The organism is Scytonema sp. PCC 10023 (assembly GCF_963920835.1).
Taxonomy (GTDB): domain Bacteria; phylum Cyanobacteriota; class Cyanobacteriia; order Cyanobacteriales; family Nostocaceae; genus Kalymmatonema.
In genome coordinates, this window is sequence record NZ_CAWUDP010000026.1 from 61,451 (window position 1) to 79,052 (window position 17,602).

The window sequence follows — 17,602 nt, forward strand, 5'->3', positions numbered from 1 at the left end:
GTCATTGTAGAGACGCGCCATGGCGCGTCTCTACATTTTTGTCATTAGTCATTCTTAGTTTAAGATACATGACCTCTGCTGTTGTCTTGACCATCGCTGCCACTTTAGATTACTTAATTGGCGATCCGTGGGGTTGGCTTCATCCAGTGCAAGTTATGGGGTGGGTCATTTCTCGCTTCAGCAAATTTGCTCTCACATATTGTCATAATTCCCTAACACAGCGCTTAGCTGGAATTGCGTTAGGCATTATCCTAATAATTGGTAGCGGCTTTATCGGCTACCTACTCATTCAAAGTGCCAGATTGGTGCATCCGTTTTTGGGAGTAACATTAGAAATTATTCTCTTAGCTAGTTGTTTTGCTCTTAGAAGTTTGAGACTAGCCGCCCAAACAGTTTTACAACCATTAACAGCAGGACATCTTTTAGATGCCCGTTCTACTTTAAGTAACTACGTTGGGCGAGATACAGAAAATTTATCAGAACCAGAAATTTTACGAGCCGTTCTAGAAACAGTAACAGAAAATGCCACCGATGGAGTTATGGCTCCTCTTTTTTATGCAATTCTTGGTGCGTTTATTCCTGTTATCGGTCCAACTCCCCTAGCTTTAGCATACAAAGCTAGCAGTACTTTGGATTCAATGGTAGGCTACCGTGAAAAGCCCTATACATATTTAGGATGGTTTAGTGCGCGGTTGGAAGATTGTTTGACTTGGATTCCTTGTCGGTTAACCGTGATCACTCTAGCACTGTTGTCGGGCAAACCTTTGCACGTTTGGCGAATTTGCCGTCGAGATGCTGATGCTGACAACAGTCCCAACTCTGGCTGGAGTGAGTGCGCTTATGCTGCTATTTTGGGTGTGCAGGTGGGAGGAACAAATTGGTATCGTGGGGTAGCAAAACAGAAACCACTGCTGGGAAACGCCACAAACCCTATCACCCCAACTTGCATTGATCAAGCTTTGCTACTGACTCGATATTGCTTTTTTCTCTGGTTAGGAATTGCTATACCTCTATTACTACTTGCTTGAAACAAGTCATGATGGAAGTAGGGAATTGGGAAGATGAAAAAGATAAGGAAAATGAGGAGGATAAAGGAGTCATTTCTTTGCTTATGTCTACTCTCCTTATTCCCGATATAACTATGGTTTACATTATTCAGGGTATCGGTCTATGACTGTGTCTGTCAAAACCAAGGTGGTTGAGATTCTCTCACCAGAAGAACTCCGTCGTACTGTGAATCGTCTTGCCTCTCAAATCGTAGAAAAAACACGTGATTTGTCTCAACTGGTACTAATAGGCGTTTATACCCGAGGTGTGCCTCTTGCCCAGTTACTAGCACGTCAGATAGAAACGCTTGAAGGTATACCTATAGCAATGGGAGCCTTGGATATCACATTTTATCGTGATGACCTCGACCAAATTGGGTTGCGGACTCCTGCAAAAACCGACATCCCTTTTGATCTGACGGGGAAAACTGTTGTCCTTGTCGATGATGTCATTTACAAGGGACGGACAGTTCGTGCAGCTTTGAATGCTGTGAACGAATATGGTAGACCAGAGGTGATTCGTTTAGCCGTGCTGGTAGATAGAGGTCATCGTGAGTTGCCAATTCATCCAGATTTTGTTGGGAAACAGTTACCCACCGCAAAAGAAGAAATTGTCAAAGTTCATTTACATAATTGGGATGGACGAGATGCTGTTGAGTTGATTGAGGATTAGTGCAAACTAGGGTAGTTACCAAAACGGCATATACCGTAACAAACCGTAGTAATACGGACTACCCCAGACCACTCCTTCAGCAAGAGTAGCCGTTATCTTTAAGCGTTAAAGTTCGTACCAAGGGATGTCGAGTTAGCTTAGACTCAAGCCAGTCCCATGCTCTACAACTTGGTAGTTAAACAGGTGAATTTGTTTAATGGTTAAGCCAGTGCTGCCTTTGAAAGTACCGAGAGATAACAGGTCGAGGCAAACATTACCAATTAATTGTGTTCCTAACAGGAATAAAATGCAAAACTACGTCTTTATTGTTGATACAAACAAAAAACCTTTGAATCCCATTCGCCCTAAGCGTGCTAGGAATTTGCTCAGTAGTGGAAAAGCAGCAGTTCTCAAAATGTACCCTTTTACTATCATTTTGAAAACCGTTATAGAAAACCCTGTTTTCAAACCAGTTGAACTAAAAATTGACCCTGGGAGTAAAGTTACTGGCTTAGCTTTAGTGCAAGACGGTGAAGTTATATGAGGTGCAAATCTTGAGCATAGAGGTAGTGAGATGAAATCAGATTTACAATCTCGCGCCGCTATAAGAAGGTCAAGAAGAAACAGAAAAACACGCTATAGAAAGTCAAGGTTTTCTAACAGGAAGCGTTCTAAAGATTGGCTACCACCAAGTCTCATGCATCGTGTTTTAACGATAGAAACCTGGGTAAAGCGAATTTGCAGATATGTTCCAGTCACAGTAATTGCAATGGAATTAGTGAAGTTTGACACCCAGACTTTGAGTAATCCCGAAACAAAAGGTATAGCTTATCAACAAGGAGAACTTTTTGGATATGAAGTCAAAGAGTACTTGTTAGCTAAATGGGGTAGAAATTGTGTTTACTGCGGTAAAGAAAATGTACCGCTAGAAGTTGAACACATTGAACCAAAATCAATTGGAGGTAGTGACAGAGTAAGCAATCTCACTTTATCTTGTCGTTGCTGTAATCAAAAGAAAGGCAATAAACCGATTGAGGAATTCCTCAAGAAAAAGCCGGACTTGTTGACTAAGATAAAGGCGACTGCCAAAACTCCTTTGAGAGATGCGGCAGCTATTAACGAGAGCGAGATGGAAGCTGTATCATACTCTGGGCAACATTCCTGAACTGAAAATTACCACGGGAACGGGCGGACGCACTAAGCATAATCGAGTTAAGAATGGCTTTGAAAAAGACCATTGGATCGATGCTGCATGTGTTGGAGAAACTGGTTTGGGTGTCAACTTAAAAACTAGACAACCAATCAGAATCAAAGCTTCGGGCGTAGGTTCTGGGCGTCAGATGACACGAGTAAACAAGTTTGGCTTCCCTTGTGAAGACAGCTAAACAACGCTACCGACACGGGTGGAATACAGGGGATATAGCTAGCTTGGATAATGGAACAATTGGGCGGGTAGTAGTTCAATCTTCAACTCGAATAGAAATTCGGATGGGAAAACAAAGAATGTCTGGGACATTAAATAAGTTTACAAAACTACATTCACTAGATGGGTACAATTATTCGTTCTGATTTGTTGCGAATTATCCCAGTAAATACCAATTTTTCTTTATCTAATGATATGGCATAACCGCTCCTCGGGTGATAGGGGTTTTTAGGTAAATGAAGCACATTTATGACCCTAGCTCCTTCAAAATTGAAAATTCAAAATATGTCCTAAGGGCATACTTGGAATTTTCAATTAATCGAAGGGGCGTTATTTATGGGGATATATTCTATGTTCTGCGTTCTTCTTAATCCTTGGTCTGGTAAAAGTCGTATTATGTTGAATCTGGTGATAGAAGTTTCGCTTTTCGCTCCTAGAACTGCGATCGCTTTTCGGGAAATAAAAAAGCCTACAGGGCAAAGCTTTCAAACTAGTAAAACTCAAAGAAGTCGCGTTTTTTTAGCGATCGCCTTCGTTTTGGCAAATTTTCCAGAATCCAAACCTAAAGCAGCTCCACCACATCCGACGTCAGCTGCTTTTTTGATGAGATACCTGTGCATGAAAATCAAATAATACATTCAAATAATACATTCAAATAATACATTCAAATAATACATAAAGAATAGTAAAGTTGCGAGATTCTTCCAGAATTTGGCTAAGCGTGGTTTACTAAGAAATAGTGCAACTACTTCTATGGAGAGATGGAATGTTTGCCATAAGTACTCGTTGGGCTTGGTTCATCGGAATTGCGACAACTTTGTCTGGTCATTGCGCCTTGGCTCAAATCACCCCAGATAGTACTCTACCCAATAATTCCATCGTCAACATAAATAACAACACCTTTAATATCACTGGTGGAACTCAAGCAGGAGCAAACTTGTTCCACAGCTTCCAAGAATTTTCTGTTCGCACTGGCAACACAGCTTTCTTTAACAATGCTGTTGACATTCAAAACATTATTAGTCGGGTAACAGGTGGATCTATATCTAATATTGATGGGTTGATCCGCACCTTAGGGACGGCTAACCTGTTTTTGATTAATCCGAACGGCATTGTTTTTGGTCCAAATGCTAGTCTGAATGTTGGCGGTTCATTTGTGGCAACAACGGCAAATGCGATCCAATTTGGCGATATAGGTTTTTTTAGCGCTACTAATCCAGAAGCCCCCTCACCCTTGCTGACAATTAATCCTTCTGCTCTAGTCTCCAACCAAATCGCTGCAGCCATCCAAAATAGCTCAGTGGCACCAGCAGGACAAGCTCCCTCTGGTGGAAATTCATCTGGTTTACGTGTTCCAGATGGTCAGAGTTTGCTGCTTGTAGGCGGTGACATCAACATGGATGGCGGAAAGTTAAAAGCCTACGGTGGACGAGTTGAATTGGGAGGATTAGCAGGAACGGGAACTGTAGGACTAAACGTAAATGGCAATCAACTGCGTTTGAATTACCCAGAAGGTGTGGTAGGCTCCAACGTATCCCTTACCAATGGGGCTGAAGTGGATGTCCTCGCCTCTGGTGGAGGTAGTATTGGAATCAATGCTCAAAACTTGAGCTTGGAGGGAGCAAGTAAGCTACAGGCGGGGATAGCTTCAGGATTCAGTGCTGTTAATTCTCCAGTAGGAAATATTGAGATTAATGCCACAGGGGCAGTAAACCTGGATGGGAGTACTATCTCCAATGTGGTGGAACAAACTGGCGTAGGTAGAAGTGGCGACATCATCATCAAAGCTGAGTCACTTTCCGTCGCCAATGGCGGTGGCATTCAAGCGAGTACCTTTGGTCAGGGGAATGCGGGCAACCTGACGATTTCGGCTCAACAGAAAGTTTCCTTCATCAACGGAGCTTTTGCCTTAACCACTGTGGAACCCAAAGCTGTGGGCAATGGTGGTCAGATAACGATTTCCACAGGTTTGCTTGATGTTTCTAATGGTTCTAGGCTAAATACTGCCACCTTTGGAGAAGGCAATGCGGGTAGCTTGAGAATAGACGCTCGCGATACCGTCTCTTTGAACAATGGTGGTGCTGTCTTTACCACTGCGGAACCAGGCGCGGTGGGGAATGGAAATGATATCCGGATTCAGGCAAGGTCGGTTTCGGTCGCCAATGGATCGTTTCTGACGGCAGCCACCCTAGGTAAAGGAAATGCGGGCAATGTGATTATTGAAGCTCGCGAGACTGTTCAGTTTGATAGAGGAAATGCCAACAGTAGTGTGGGTTTGAATGACTATCAGTATCGTGTAGGAGAAGGCAACGGCGGTAATATTAGCATCACTACAGGCTCACTTGCGCTCACCAATCAGGCGCAATTGCTTGCCAACAGCTATGTGCCACAGGGAAATGCAGGCAATGTGAACATAGAGGCTCGTGATACTATCTCCTTGTCTAATGAGAGTTATGTATTTAGCCAATTGGTAGGGGCAGCGGGTACTGCGGGTAACATCAACATCACCACAGGTTCGCTCTCAGTCACTGATGGCTCAATTCTCAGTACTGACACCTTCGGAAACGGGAATGGGGGCAACATCAGCATAAAAGCGCGGGATACCGTCTCCTTTTTGACCGAGGGAGGTGCCTACAGCATTGTGAACCTTGGGGCTGTAGGCAAAGGGGGCAATATTGACATGACTATCGGCTCTCTAGTTGTTGCCGATGGGTCTTTTATAGCAACAAGCACTTTGGGAACGGGAAATTCTGGCAATGTGACGATTACTGCCTCTGATTCTATCTCCTTAGATGGAGTGAATAAAGCAAGGTTCTCCGGTGGACTTTATAGCGAGGCGGCAACACGAAACATAGGCAATGGGGGCAACATCAATATCAGTGCGCGATCGCTCAAAGTCACTAATGGTGCTCGCGTGGCTAGCGATACCAATGAAGGAGCAACAGGAAGTGCTGGCAGTGTGAACATTAATGCCACTGATTTTGTCTCTTTTGACGGTGTAGGCAGTAATGGGCAGTCTAGTGGTGTATCCAGCCTTGTGGAAAGACAAGCGGTAGGCAATGCAAATGATATCAACATCACTACGCGATCACTCTCCTTAACCAATGGTGGTGTAGTAAGTGCTAGTACTCAAGGACGTGGAAATGCGGCAAGAATTAAGATTACTGCCACCGATTCCGTCTTGATTGATGGAGTAGGTAGCAATGGGTTGTCCAGTGCAGTCTCCAACACTGTGGAAACACAAGCTGTCGGTAATGGAAGCGACATTGACATTAGAACTGGGTCGCTGAAAGTGATTAATGGCGCTGAACTCTCCAGCAGTAGTAAAGGGAATGGAACGGCTGGCAACTTACGAGTTAATGCTGGCTCTATTAGTTCAGACAACCAAGGGAAAATCACCGCTGAATCTGCATCAGGGAATGGCGGTAACATCATACTACAAGTAAGAGATTTACTGCTGCTACGCGGTGGTAGTCAAATCTCTGCGACGGCGGGTACCGCTGGTGCTGGCGGCGATGGTGGTAACATCACCATCAATGCCCCCCGTGGCTTTATCGTTGGCGTCCCTAATGAAAATAACGACATCACCGCCAATGCGTTTAGCGGTCAGGGAGGAAACGTTACAATTGGGGCTACTGGTATTTTTAACATTGCACCACTCAGCCGACAAGAGCTTGAGCGGTTAAGCCCTAATGATTTAAACCCGAATAACTTACCAACAAACGATATCACAGCGATTTCCCGGCAAAATCCTACTTTCAGCGGTCAAGTCACTCTGAACACACCCGATGCTGACCAAAGCTTGGGATTAGTCGAACTACCCACAGTCTTAGCAGATACATCACAGCTAATAGCAGAGACTAGCTGTGCTGCCGTTGCTAGCACAGATTCTGACACAGAAAAAAGCAGATTTACCTTTACCGGACGCGGCGGTTTGCCTCCTAACCCCTACGAACCCCTTAGTACTGATGTGGTATGGTTAGATACTCGCCTATCAACTATCACTTCGCAACAGCAGCGTTCAGAGAAACCTGCTGCGAAACCACCGTCTAAAGCTAAAACTGTGGAGATTGTCCCCGCGACTGGTTGGGTGTTCGACGGTAAGGGACACGTTACCCTGATCTCCCATGCATCCAATGCCAATAACTTGGGATCTACTCCTGCTTGCCAAAAGCAATAATTGTAGGAAACTATACCCCTCCCTAACCCTTACTTTTCACTCTTATCTGGAAAACCTCGCTTCCATTCCTCTCTCCTGCTTTTTGAGAGGCTTTAAATACCTTAGCCCAAGGCATCGGGGAGGGTGCGCTTTCTTCGCGGGTGAGGTATGCTGTATTTCATATCAAGTCCGGTTAAATACTTATCATTACCCTAAGAACCCCACCCCGGTAAAGCTGCGCTTCACCTCCCCTCCCCGCAAGCGGGGAGGGGATAAAGGGGAGCCAGCGCTGCAGGAGGGTTTCCCTCCGCAGGCGACTGGCGTGTGGGGTGTAGTTAACGTGGAAATCATAACTAATTAGCCGAACATGATATTATATTTCAAGCTGAGCCAGGCTGTATTTTAAAGACTCTCAATTTTTGAAGCTAATGCTTTGAAAGTCTTGCATTCTTATCCTCCTCCCTCCCTCATCTTTCTCACCGCATCACTGGACTGGCGTGATGATGAACCATATACCACTGACCACCAAGAAGTTCAAATGTATTCGTGGCAACTGATTGTGCTTCTAATCTTCTGCCATTGATGATTTGCAAGACATTTTCTCTGAGTACGACGTAGGCGATCTGATCGCGAACTTCTGTAGTAATGATTTCAGTGTTAATCTCAATGTAAGCAGTATTTTTGAAAATGTTAACCCAGGAGGAGCGAATTTCCTTCCAACTGCGCAATACATCCCATCCGGGGTGAATACAAATACTGCCAGTTCCTTGAGACCATACAATAGCCATTGCCTCGATATCTTTTTTTTCAAAAGCTCGATAAAAAGCTTGGTTGACGGCTAAAACTTCAGAATGCTGGTTGGTCATAATCAGGAATGATAATTTTTTAATTATGAATTATGAATAATAAAAGTTTCATAATTCATAATTTATAATTCATAATTTACTTAATTAATTTCCACTTTTGACGGTGCTAATAGTTTGCAATAACTGCTTGGCGGTGTAAGGTTTGGATAAAAACGCTTTGACGCCCATCTGAGTGACCGTATTAATTTTTTCACTAGAAGCAAGTCCACTCACGGCAATAATCTTGACTGCTGGATTAATTTTTCGTAAGGTGCGGATGGTGGTGACTCCATCCATAGAAGGCATAACCATATCTGTCAAGACTACAGATATTTCGTTTTGATGTTCTGCATAAAGAGCGATCGCCTCAATACCATCGCAAGCAGTTATCGCCTTGTAATTATAGCTTTCTAGAGATGTTTTAGTAACGTCTCGAATCGAATCTTCGTCATCCACAACCAAAATCAATTCTCCGTTACCGCAAGGTAATTCCAGTTCTTGTTCTTCTGAATTTTCCGTTGCTTCTTGTGCTGGTAAATACACCTTAAATTGGCTGCCTTTCCCTACCTCACTATACACGTTAATAAAACCGCCGTGGCTTTTAATAATCCCAACGACAGTAGAAAGACCAAGCCCTGTTCCTTTACCTAAGTCTTTAGTCGTAAAAAATGGTTCAAAAATGCGGTCTAAGATTTCCTGTGGAATACCAATTCCAGTATCAGCAACAGTAATCACAACATATGAACCAACTCGAGCATCAAAATACATCTTGGCGTAATTTTGATCAACAACAAGATTCTCAGCCGAGATTGTCAAGCGACCACCATCAGGCATGGCATCACGAGCATTAACGCATAAATTTATCAGTACTTGATGCAGTTGAGTAGCATCCGCTGAAACTGTCCAAAGGTTTGGTGCTACATAAGTGGAAATTTCAATAGATTTGGGAAATGTTTCTTTAACAACTTGCTGAATTTCTCTAATTAGATGCTTCAATTGCAGCAGAGTGCGATCGCCTTCAACACCGCGACTAAAAGACAGCACTTGCTTAACCATATTTGCTCCCCGTTTGGCATTAGATATCAATATTGGCAGCAGGCGCTTACTCCGCTCATCATGCAGTTGCGATTCCAAAAGTTGAGCAGTCATCAAAATAGGCGCAAGAACATTGTTGAGATCGTGGGCAATACCGCTTGCCAAAGTGCCAATGCTTTCCAAACGTTGGGCACGAAAAAACTGTGCTTCTAGTTCTTTTTTTTGTGTAATATCAGTATTAACAACGAGAACTGATTGTCCTTTTTTATCTAATTCTCTCACTAGTGTCCAGCGACTTTCGACGATAATTTCTTTACCAAATTTTGTTTTTTGATGCAGTTCGCCCTCCCAGGAACCATTTTGCAATAAAGTCTTAAGAGCTTCTTGGAATTGTGAAGTATCTTTTTCTTTCCAAAGTTCTAATGTTTTCTTACCAATTGCTTCAGCTGCTGTCCAACCGTATAAATGCTCGGCTGCTTTATTCCAAAATAAAATTTTATTTTTTAAATCGCGTACAAAAATTGCATCGGTAGCAACATCCAGCAGGGCGGCGTGTTCGCGAATCTTTTGTTCTGCTCGCTTGCGCTCAACCGCGTACCGGATAGAACGTTCTAACAAAGGAGCAGTCAACTGACTTTTTTCTAAGTAATCTGCTGCACCTGCTTTCATTGCCTCAATGTCTATTTCTCGGTCTCCTTTACCTGTCAGTAAAATAATTGGAGAAGAGCAACCGTTGGCAATTGCTTCACGCAACAGATCCAGTCCGTTACGCGCACCCAAACGATAATCAACAAGATAAATATCGTATTGGATATCAACAATCGCCTCCATTGCTGCTTGATAATTATTTACCCATTCCAACTCGCAGTCAGCTACCTGAAATTCACGGAACCAATCACGAGTTAAAATGTAGTCATCTTCATCATCATCAACAAGAAGAACTTTAAATGGGCTTTCTTTCATTTCTGCCTCCTTTTTTTTATAGCGGCAGTTCCACAATTTCAAACCAGTATTTTCCTATTGTTCTCATAACTTCTACCAAGGATGTAAATGTCACAGGTTTGATGATGAATGAGTTTGCACCCAAATCATAACTGCTATAAACATCTTCCTCTGCCTTGGAAGTCGTTAGAATAACAACGGGAATTTTCCTTAAAAGTGGGTCAGCTTTAATCTCTCTAAGTGCCTCACGACCATCTTTTCTTGGCATATTTAAATCTAACAAAATCAGATTTGGTCGCGGCGCACTGCTTTTGTTGGCATACAAACCACGATAATGGAGATAATCCATCAACTCTTCGCCATCATTGACGATGTGCAGTTCGTTTGCCAATCGACTTTCTGCTAACGCCTCACGAGCTAGCATACAGTCATCCTCATCATCATCAGCCATCAGAATTGTGACGGTTGTTTGCCGACCCTTCACTCTGCATTTTCTCCTTTGCGTTGGTTTTAAGATGAATAGATTATTAAATTGCAACAAATAACAAAGTAAGGTTGCCGAAAATTTAACAACCTCTGGAGGTATGATAAATCGTTTTGAGGAAGAGCATCCTTATGCAAGAGAATGAATTGGAAGTGTGACAAGAAATCTTGAACCTTGCCCTGGTGTGCTTTGTGCCCAGATGCTCCCGTTATGACGTTCAATAATTTTCCGGCAGATAGCTAAACCTATACCAGTACCTTCGTATTCGCTGCGACCATGCAAGCGTTGAAACACGTTGAAGATGCGGTCAAGGTACTTTTCATCAAAGCCAATACCATTATCTTCTACAATAATTTCACAAAATTCCACAGCATCTTCAGTGTCGAATTTTTTACCGTATATTTTAACAATAGGTACTTTCCCTTGAGCGTGGAATTTCAGAGCGTTGCCGATGAGGTTTTGTAGCAATTGACGCATCTGTAACGGGTCGGCGTGAATGACAGGTAATTCTCCTATCTCTACATATGCTCGGGTTTGTTGGATACGTACTTCCAAATCAGACAACACCTCTTGTGTAATCTGTGTCAAATCCACTACTACAAAAGGCTGCCCTCTACTGGTCACTCGCGAAAGTGTTAACAAATCTTCAATCAAGGCTTGCATTCTGCGGGTTGCATTCTGCATCCGTTCTAGGTAATCAACTCCCTGTTCGGTTAAAGCATGGCTACAAGTGACTTTTAAGCGATCGCCAAATGTCTTAATCTTACGCAATGGTTCTTGCAAATCGTGAGAGGCGATGAAGGCAAATTGTTGCAATTCTTCATTGGAACGGATAAGTTCTTGCCGTTGACGAGTTTCTTGTTCTAGAAGTTGAGCTTGAGCAAGGGCAATACCGATCTGATCTGCCAACTGTCGCAAAAGTTCAGTTTCCCAGCTCGTCCACTCGCGAGGTTGAGTACACTGATGAGCAATCAGCAGCCCCCAAAGTTGATTTTTCAGGAGAATAGGGACAATAAGGTTAGATCTGACATTAAGTTTTTTGAGAAATCCCACATAGCAAGGCTCGATCCCACCATTCTCGATATCGGTAACAGCACTAATTCGTCCGTGGCGGTATTTGTGGATGTAATCTTCGACAAAGCAAGGGTCATGAAGGTGGTGTCCAAGAACGGCAAGCACACCCTCGACCACAGCCTCTTGCACGACTCTTCCCGAACCATCTGTAAGTAGGCGAAAAATTAAGACACGCTCACAATTCAGCAGCTTTTGTACCTCTGTGACCGTGGTTTGCAGAATTTCATCAATTTGTAAGGACTGACGAATTTTTAAGGTTATATCAGCAAACAATTGCGATCGCAAGTTCTGGCGCTGTAACTCTTCTTGAACCCGCTTGCGTTCAGAAATGTCCATCATTGCCCCAATCATCCGTACGGGCTTGCCTATGTTGTCATGAACAACATAACCGCGATCAAAAATGTAGGCATAAGAACCGTCTGCACGGCGAAAGCGGTATTCATTCGACCAGAATTGTTGATTGCTGTTGATTACAGCATGAATGTCAGAAACAATCCTCTGGCGATCGTCTGAGTGTATACGCTCATACCACCAAACGGCTTCGCTGTTGACGGACTCTGGTGAGTAACCAAACAGACTCTGTACGCTGTCATTCCACCACACCTTATCCGTGACTAAATCCCAATCCCAGACAGCATCATTAGTAGCACGAGCGAGTATCTGAAAACGTTCTTCGCTTTCTTGCAGTTTTTCCTCTGCCAACTTGCGCTCAGTAATATCTGTATGGGAGCCAGCCATCCGCACTACTGTATCTTGCGAATCCCACAGTGCTTGACCCCGATCCAAAATCCATTTATAGCTACCATCCTTACATCGGGCTCTATACTCACTCATGTAAAACGGAGTTTTCCGAGCAAAGTGGTCTTGAATGACTCGTGTTACCCTGGTTATATCATTTGGATGCACCCGGCTTGTCCATTCATCTAAATGACTGGCAATCTCATGCTCAGAATAACCGAGCATTTCCTTCGAGCGAGTCGAGAAAAACACTTCATTAGTTTTCACGTTCCAGTCCCAAATGCCATCATTATTGCCCCGCAAAGCCAACTGCCAACGTTGCTCACTTTCTCTAAGGGCATCTTCGACTTTCAAACGTTCAATGGCTGTAGCCAGCACATTGGCAACTGCCTGCAAGAAGTAAATCTCATCTCTGCTGAAGGTACGCTGTTTGGTTGTGTCTGCCTCTAAGACACCAAAAGGACGCTCTTTACCATGAATGACTACCGACAGACCACTGACCAGTTGATCGTCACATAGCTGTTGTGGTTGACTGAAGCGAGTTTCTGTGCGGAAGTCTGTCACCACTATTGGTTCGTTAGAAAGCAGGGTATAGCCAGCTTGGGAATCCTTTCCAGCGCTCACTGTTGCATATCCTACAAGCCCTGGCTGCCAACCCACTCCAGCCCGTAGCAAGAACGTGTCACCATCGCTTTGGAGTTCCAAAACCTTGCAATACTCAACCTTAAGGCTTTGAGCAACGAGGCTGACAGTTTCGTGCATCAGCGTGGTTAAGTCTAGACCAGCTAGTGCCAGTTGACTGAGTTCTGCGACAAGTGCCTGTCGGTTGGCATAAACTTCTAACGCCTCTTCCGCTCGTTTGCGCTTGGTGATGTCCATAGTTACCCCAGTCATCCGCAGCGCTATGCCAGATGAGTCGCGAAAGACAACACCTTTGCTTACCAACCAATAAATATAACCTTCATGAGAAACAACACGAAATTCGATGTCGTACTCTGCCCCTTCCTTGAGAGTTTGTACCACCGAATTGTTGACAAAATCTCGGTCTTGGGGATAAACGCGTTCAAGAAAAGCTTCATAGGAGGCACTTTCCAAACGAAAGAGTGCTTTGAGGTTATCCGACCAAGTCAATTTGTCATTCAGGATATCCCAGTCCCAGGTACTCATGCTGGCTGCTTCCAACGCCATTCTAAGTTGCGCTTCGCGACTCTGCGCCTGCTGGGTTTGCTGTCGCAATTTCTGCATGGCGTGACGAGCTTCCAAAAGACGACGCACTCTTTGACGCAAGACTTGCCAGTTCATTGGTTTGGTAATGTAATCAGTGGCACCAGCAGCAAACGCCCGCTCCACGGATGCGTCGTCATCAAGAGCGGTAATCATCAACACAGGTGTTTCCGCGCCACCAGGCAGTTTTTGCAATTGAGTGCAGCAGGTAAACCCATCCATCATCGGCATCAGGGCATCCAGCAAAATTATATCTGATTGTATCTTTAGATACACATTTAATGCTTGCTCGCCATTGATTGCCTCTGCTATTTGATACCCTTCTTTTTGTAGCAAACTCCGTAGTTGTAACCGTGTGAAAGCGTCGTCGTCTACAACCAGAATCAAATTAGTCATTTGTTATTTGTTATTTGTTATTTGTTATCTGTTATTCTCCCTCATCTAAGGTTTGCAAAACGAAAGTGAACCCTGGCTGCTTCCCCTACTTCCAATCCTAACTTTTACTAATTATTAGAAATAAGTGAGCGCAAAGTTTTTAGTAACTCCTGTGCCGTATATGGCTTAGGTAAAAATGCTATTAGGTTAGAGGCTTGATTTAGTGGCACTTGTTCGCTTGTCGCGAGTCCACTCACAGCAACGATACGCAGCAGAGGGTTCATTTTGTGTAATGTGCTGATGGTAGTGACTCCATCCATATCTGGCATCATCATATCGATAATTGCCGCAGTAATTTTATCTTTATGCTGGGCGTAGAGTGCGACTGCTTCTATGCCATTACTAGCGGTCATTACTTTATAATTATTATTTTCTAAAGAAGCTTTGGTAATTTCTCGGACAGCAGGTTCGTCATCTACAACCAAAATCCATTCTCCGTAACCTGTCGGCATTTCTAGGTCTTCCAGAAACTGCGTCCCTGCTGTTGTCTTGACTGCTGGCAGGTACACTTTAAATTTTGTGCCTTTGCCTATGTGACTAGACACCGTGACGAACCCACCATGACCTTTAATAATGCCCATGACTGTTGACAGTCCCAGCCCGGTTCCCTTACCAAACTCTTTCGTTGTGAAAAATGGTTCAAAAATTCTATCTAATTGTTCGTTAGAAATGCCAACTCCCGTATCCGAAACTGTTAAGACAATGTAAGAACCTACTTTAGCATCTAGATGCATTTTGGCAAAATTTTCATCAATCAAAACATTCTTGGCAGCAATTTTTAAAGTTCCGCCATCGTTCATAGCATCACGAGCATTGAGACATAAATTCATCAGTACTTGATGCAGTTGGGTACTATCACCACACACAGGTAATAAATTTGATTGAATTTCCGTTTGGATGGCTATCGATTTCGGAAAAGTTTGTTCAACAATTTGGTTCATTTCTGAAATCAAGTGCTTCAGTTGAAGGATAGTATGTTCGCCTTCAATTCCCCTGGCAAATGACAGCACCTGTTTCACTAAATTTGCACCGCGTTTGGCATTATTTTCGGCGAGCGTTAGCATTTGTATACTGCGTTCATCAGCAGATTTTGCTTTCAGCATTTGTACCGACATCAAAATTGGAGATAGCACATTGTTCAAATCGTGAGCAATGCCACTCGCAAGCGTGCCTATACTCTCCATGCGCTGATTGCGTAAAAATTGCTTTTCTAGTTGCTTTTTCTGTGTGATATCAGTATCAACAATCAGGATTGATTTTGGTTGACAATGCTCATCGCGTACTAGCGTCCAACGACTTTGAACAATAATTTCTTTGCCAGATTTCGTGATTTTCTGCAACTCACCCTGCCATGAGCCAGCCTCTAAAACACTTTTGTAAATCTCGCAGTGTAGCGACAACGTTTCGTTATCTAAAATTTCTGAAGCATTCTTACCAAGAGCCTCTTGAGCCTTCCATCCGTAAAGGTTCTCAGCACTTTTATTCCATAGTAAAATTTGATTATTTAAATCACGTAAAATAATTGCGTCTGTAGCTATATCAAGCAAAGCTGCTCGTTCGCGGATTTGCTGTTCTGCCTGTTTACGTATGGTGATATCTTCAAAAATATATAACCGTGCAAAATATTGGTCGTTTTCATCTTGAATGCGTCTGGAAAAACGCCTGATAGTGCGACCATCATTCAATAAAATTTCGTCCTCACATATGCAGGTTTCACTTGGAGTGGGTTGACAGGAGATGAAAGGAGAAACTTCTGTAAATTGGCAGCATTTGTTTATAACATCCTGATGTTTCAATTTGCCGCTGTCAATTTGCTGTTTCAGGTGTTGAATGCCCCAAATTTCACAAAAGCGTTCATTGACATAGAGAATGTCACTCGTACGGTGATCAACAACGTAAAATGCTAGTGGAGAAACACCAGTCATTGAGCGCAAAAGCGCTTCTTTCCAACGCAATTCTTCTTCTGCCTGTTTGCGTTCAGTAATATCCTCAACGATGTAGGCAAATCGCGGACGGTTCACTGAACTTTCTCCAATTGCCGAAACTGTGGCTCTTAGCCACCTCTGCTGTGCTAAACCATTGTGAAGATGTTCAAAGCTTATGGGTTCTTGCAGGGTTTCTGCCTGACGAAAATAATCAATCCAGTCGCGCACATAATCTGGTGACAAACCGATGTCACTAGCAAGGCGATTTCGCATTGCTCCTGGGGCTAGCCCAAAAAATTTTGCTGTGGCAGCATTATCAGAAATATGGAGGATATCATTATTATCTAATAGTTCGACTATCCCCATCATCATCGGCGCACTGTCAAAAAAGCTGCGGAGGGTGAATTCGCTTTGCCGCAGTGCTTCTTGTGCTTGCTGGTACTCTGTTTTGATCCTAGCGACTTGAGTTAAATTGCGGCGTAACTCCAGTTTTTTGATAATTAGGCGGCTAATGGCTTTCAGTGACTCCACCTGTTCTGGTTGGATGAGGCGCGGTACGCGATCAACGACACATATCGTCCCGATCGCCTGTCCCTCTGGTGTGATTAAAGGTACTCCGGCGTAAAATCTTACGTAGGGGGCAGAAGTGACTACCGGATTGGTGGCAAACCGTTTATCAGCTAAGGTGTCAGGAATAATCAAAACATCGTGTTGATGAATAGAAAGGGGACAGAACCCGATATCTCGGGGCATTTCTTCTACATCTAACCCCACTTTGGCTTTGAACCACTGACGGTTAGCGTCTATCAAATTTATTAATGCGATCGGTGTACCGCAAATCTGGGCGGCTAAGAATGCCAAATCGTCAAATGTTTGTTCTGGTGATGTGTTTAGAATCTGATACTGGTGGAGAGCCTCAAGCCTCGCGACTTCATTGTTAGACAATAAAGGGTTCATTATATCTTTTCCTATAAGAATTGAATTATTGCTTGCCCTGATGTGATACACGGTTCTCCAGATTCTTCAAAATGCAAAAGTTTCAAAGTGGCTGATTTTTGAACACTGCCTACTGTAAGTTTGTTTGCTTTTTTCCGTATACATTTACTTTTTTAGTTCTAATAACTAGAGGTACGGCACTCTCAGACTACTTCCAAGTAGTAGCTCTAAGTGAGAACTTACCTCTTAGTCAAATCAGTGCTTGCTGCACTTGATAGCTCGACTCAGTCACTATCGGATTCGTTTGAAGAATCCGATAGTGACTTTGTGACTTCATTATAGTAATATGTCTAAAGGAGGATGACAATTTTTTGCTAATTTCCGTATTATTGCGTAGGTTTTCTGCCAGCGTAAGTAGATATTGATAATAGTTTTTAGGAATTAAGCGAAAAATTCTTTAGAAAAAAGCGGAAAAAGTCCGTTTGTACGTAATCATTTTGCATCAATAGACTATGAAAACGAGATCAACTGGTGAGGTCACTGTCCTCCCCACCACACGTACTCGTTAGTGGGGGAAATGCTCCCGACTTGGGGAGCGGCAATATTTCCCCGGACACAATTTTTCGTTTGATATACCACTACCCCAATCCCTAATCCCCAATCCCCTTTACAGAAATATTCTCA

The 17,602-nt window shown here is 43.4% G+C and carries 9 protein-coding genes and 1 pseudogene; 5 read left to right on the forward strand and 5 right to left on the reverse strand.

Going from position 1 to position 17,602, the window contains the following annotated elements; translation table 11 throughout:
• Positions 1-68: 68 nt before the first annotated feature.
• The 5 genes and pseudogenes from cbiB to ACM0OZ_RS17445 all read left to right on the forward strand — a co-directional run bounded on the left by cbiB (position 69) and on the right by ACM0OZ_RS17445 (position 7,301).
• A complete protein-coding gene (cbiB, locus tag ACM0OZ_RS17425) occupies positions 69-1,028 on the forward strand; it encodes an adenosylcobinamide-phosphate synthase CbiB (protein WP_414584082.1) in 960 nt (319 codons plus the stop codon).
• Between the two features lie 142 nt (positions 1,029-1,170).
• Positions 1,171-1,719 carry a bifunctional pyr operon transcriptional regulator/uracil phosphoribosyltransferase PyrR gene (pyrR, locus tag ACM0OZ_RS17430; RefSeq protein WP_073634776.1) on the forward strand — a complete coding sequence of 183 codons (549 nt, stop codon included), beginning with the start codon at positions 1,171-1,173 and terminating at the stop codon, positions 1,717-1,719.
• 286 nt (positions 1,720-2,005) lie between these two features.
• A pseudogene (iscB, locus tag ACM0OZ_RS17435) lies at positions 2,006-2,863 on the forward strand (RNA-guided endonuclease IscB).
• Positions 2,864-3,457: 594 nt separating this feature from the next.
• Entirely contained in the window at positions 3,458-3,754 is a 297-nt protein-coding gene (locus ACM0OZ_RS17440) for a hypothetical protein (RefSeq protein ID WP_414584083.1), read from the forward strand.
• Positions 3,755-3,887: 133 nt separating this feature from the next.
• The gene (locus ACM0OZ_RS17445; RefSeq protein WP_414584084.1) at positions 3,888-7,301 is read left to right on the forward strand and encodes a filamentous hemagglutinin N-terminal domain-containing protein; all 3,414 of its coding nucleotides are present in this window, start codon (positions 3,888-3,890) and stop codon (positions 7,299-7,301) included.
• A 455-nt stretch (positions 7,302-7,756) separates the two neighbouring features.
• On the opposite strand, the gene ACM0OZ_RS17450 is transcribed toward ACM0OZ_RS17445, so the two are convergent.
• The 5 genes from ACM0OZ_RS17450 to ACM0OZ_RS17470 form a co-directional block, all read right to left on the reverse strand.
• The gene (locus tag ACM0OZ_RS17450) at positions 7,757-8,146 is read right to left on the reverse strand and encodes a nuclear transport factor 2 family protein (RefSeq protein WP_414584085.1); all 390 of its coding nucleotides are present in this window, start codon (positions 8,144-8,146) and stop codon (positions 7,757-7,759) included.
• Positions 8,147-8,230: 84 nt separating this feature from the next.
• Positions 8,231-10,123, reverse strand: coding sequence for a response regulator (locus ACM0OZ_RS17455; protein ID WP_414584086.1), 1,893 nt, complete (start codon positions 10,121-10,123; stop codon positions 8,231-8,233).
• A gap of 16 nt (positions 10,124-10,139) precedes the next feature.
• Positions 10,140-10,586: a response regulator gene (locus ACM0OZ_RS17460; protein ID WP_414584087.1), complete on the reverse strand. Its 447-nt coding sequence runs from the start codon at positions 10,584-10,586 to the stop codon at positions 10,140-10,142.
• 129 nt (positions 10,587-10,715) lie between these two features.
• Complete coding sequence (locus tag ACM0OZ_RS17465; RefSeq protein WP_414584088.1) at positions 10,716-14,018, reverse strand: PAS domain-containing protein; 3,303 nt, start codon at positions 14,016-14,018, stop codon at positions 10,716-10,718.
• Positions 14,019-14,125: 107 nt separating this feature from the next.
• The gene (locus ACM0OZ_RS17470; RefSeq protein WP_414584089.1) at positions 14,126-16,939 is read right to left on the reverse strand and encodes a PAS domain S-box protein; all 2,814 of its coding nucleotides are present in this window, start codon (positions 16,937-16,939) and stop codon (positions 14,126-14,128) included.
• Between the last annotated feature and the right edge of the window lie 663 nt (positions 16,940-17,602).

What these genes read in the sequence shown, in the direction of transcription:
- pyrR (WP_073634776.1), top strand. Translation starts at nt 1,171, where the DNA reads ATGACTGTGTCTGTCAAAACCAAGGTGGTTGAGATTCTCTCACCAGAA.
- ACM0OZ_RS17470 (WP_414584089.1), bottom strand. Translation starts at nt 16,939, where the DNA reads ATGAACCCTTTATTGTCTAACAATGAAGTCGCGAGGCTTGAGGCTCTC.
- ACM0OZ_RS17445 (WP_414584084.1), top strand. Translation starts at nt 3,888, where the DNA reads ATGTTTGCCATAAGTACTCGTTGGGCTTGGTTCATCGGAATTGCGACA.
- cbiB (WP_414584082.1), top strand. Translation starts at nt 69, where the DNA reads ATGACCTCTGCTGTTGTCTTGACCATCGCTGCCACTTTAGATTACTTA.
- ACM0OZ_RS17455 (WP_414584086.1), bottom strand. Translation starts at nt 10,123, where the DNA reads ATGAAAGAAAGCCCATTTAAAGTTCTTCTTGTTGATGATGATGAAGAT.
- ACM0OZ_RS17450 (WP_414584085.1), bottom strand. Translation starts at nt 8,146, where the DNA reads ATGACCAACCAGCATTCTGAAGTTTTAGCCGTCAACCAAGCTTTTTAT.
- ACM0OZ_RS17465 (WP_414584088.1), bottom strand. Translation starts at nt 14,018, where the DNA reads ATGACTAATTTGATTCTGGTTGTAGACGACGACGCTTTCACACGGTTA.
- ACM0OZ_RS17440 (WP_414584083.1), top strand. Translation starts at nt 3,458, where the DNA reads ATGGGGATATATTCTATGTTCTGCGTTCTTCTTAATCCTTGGTCTGGT.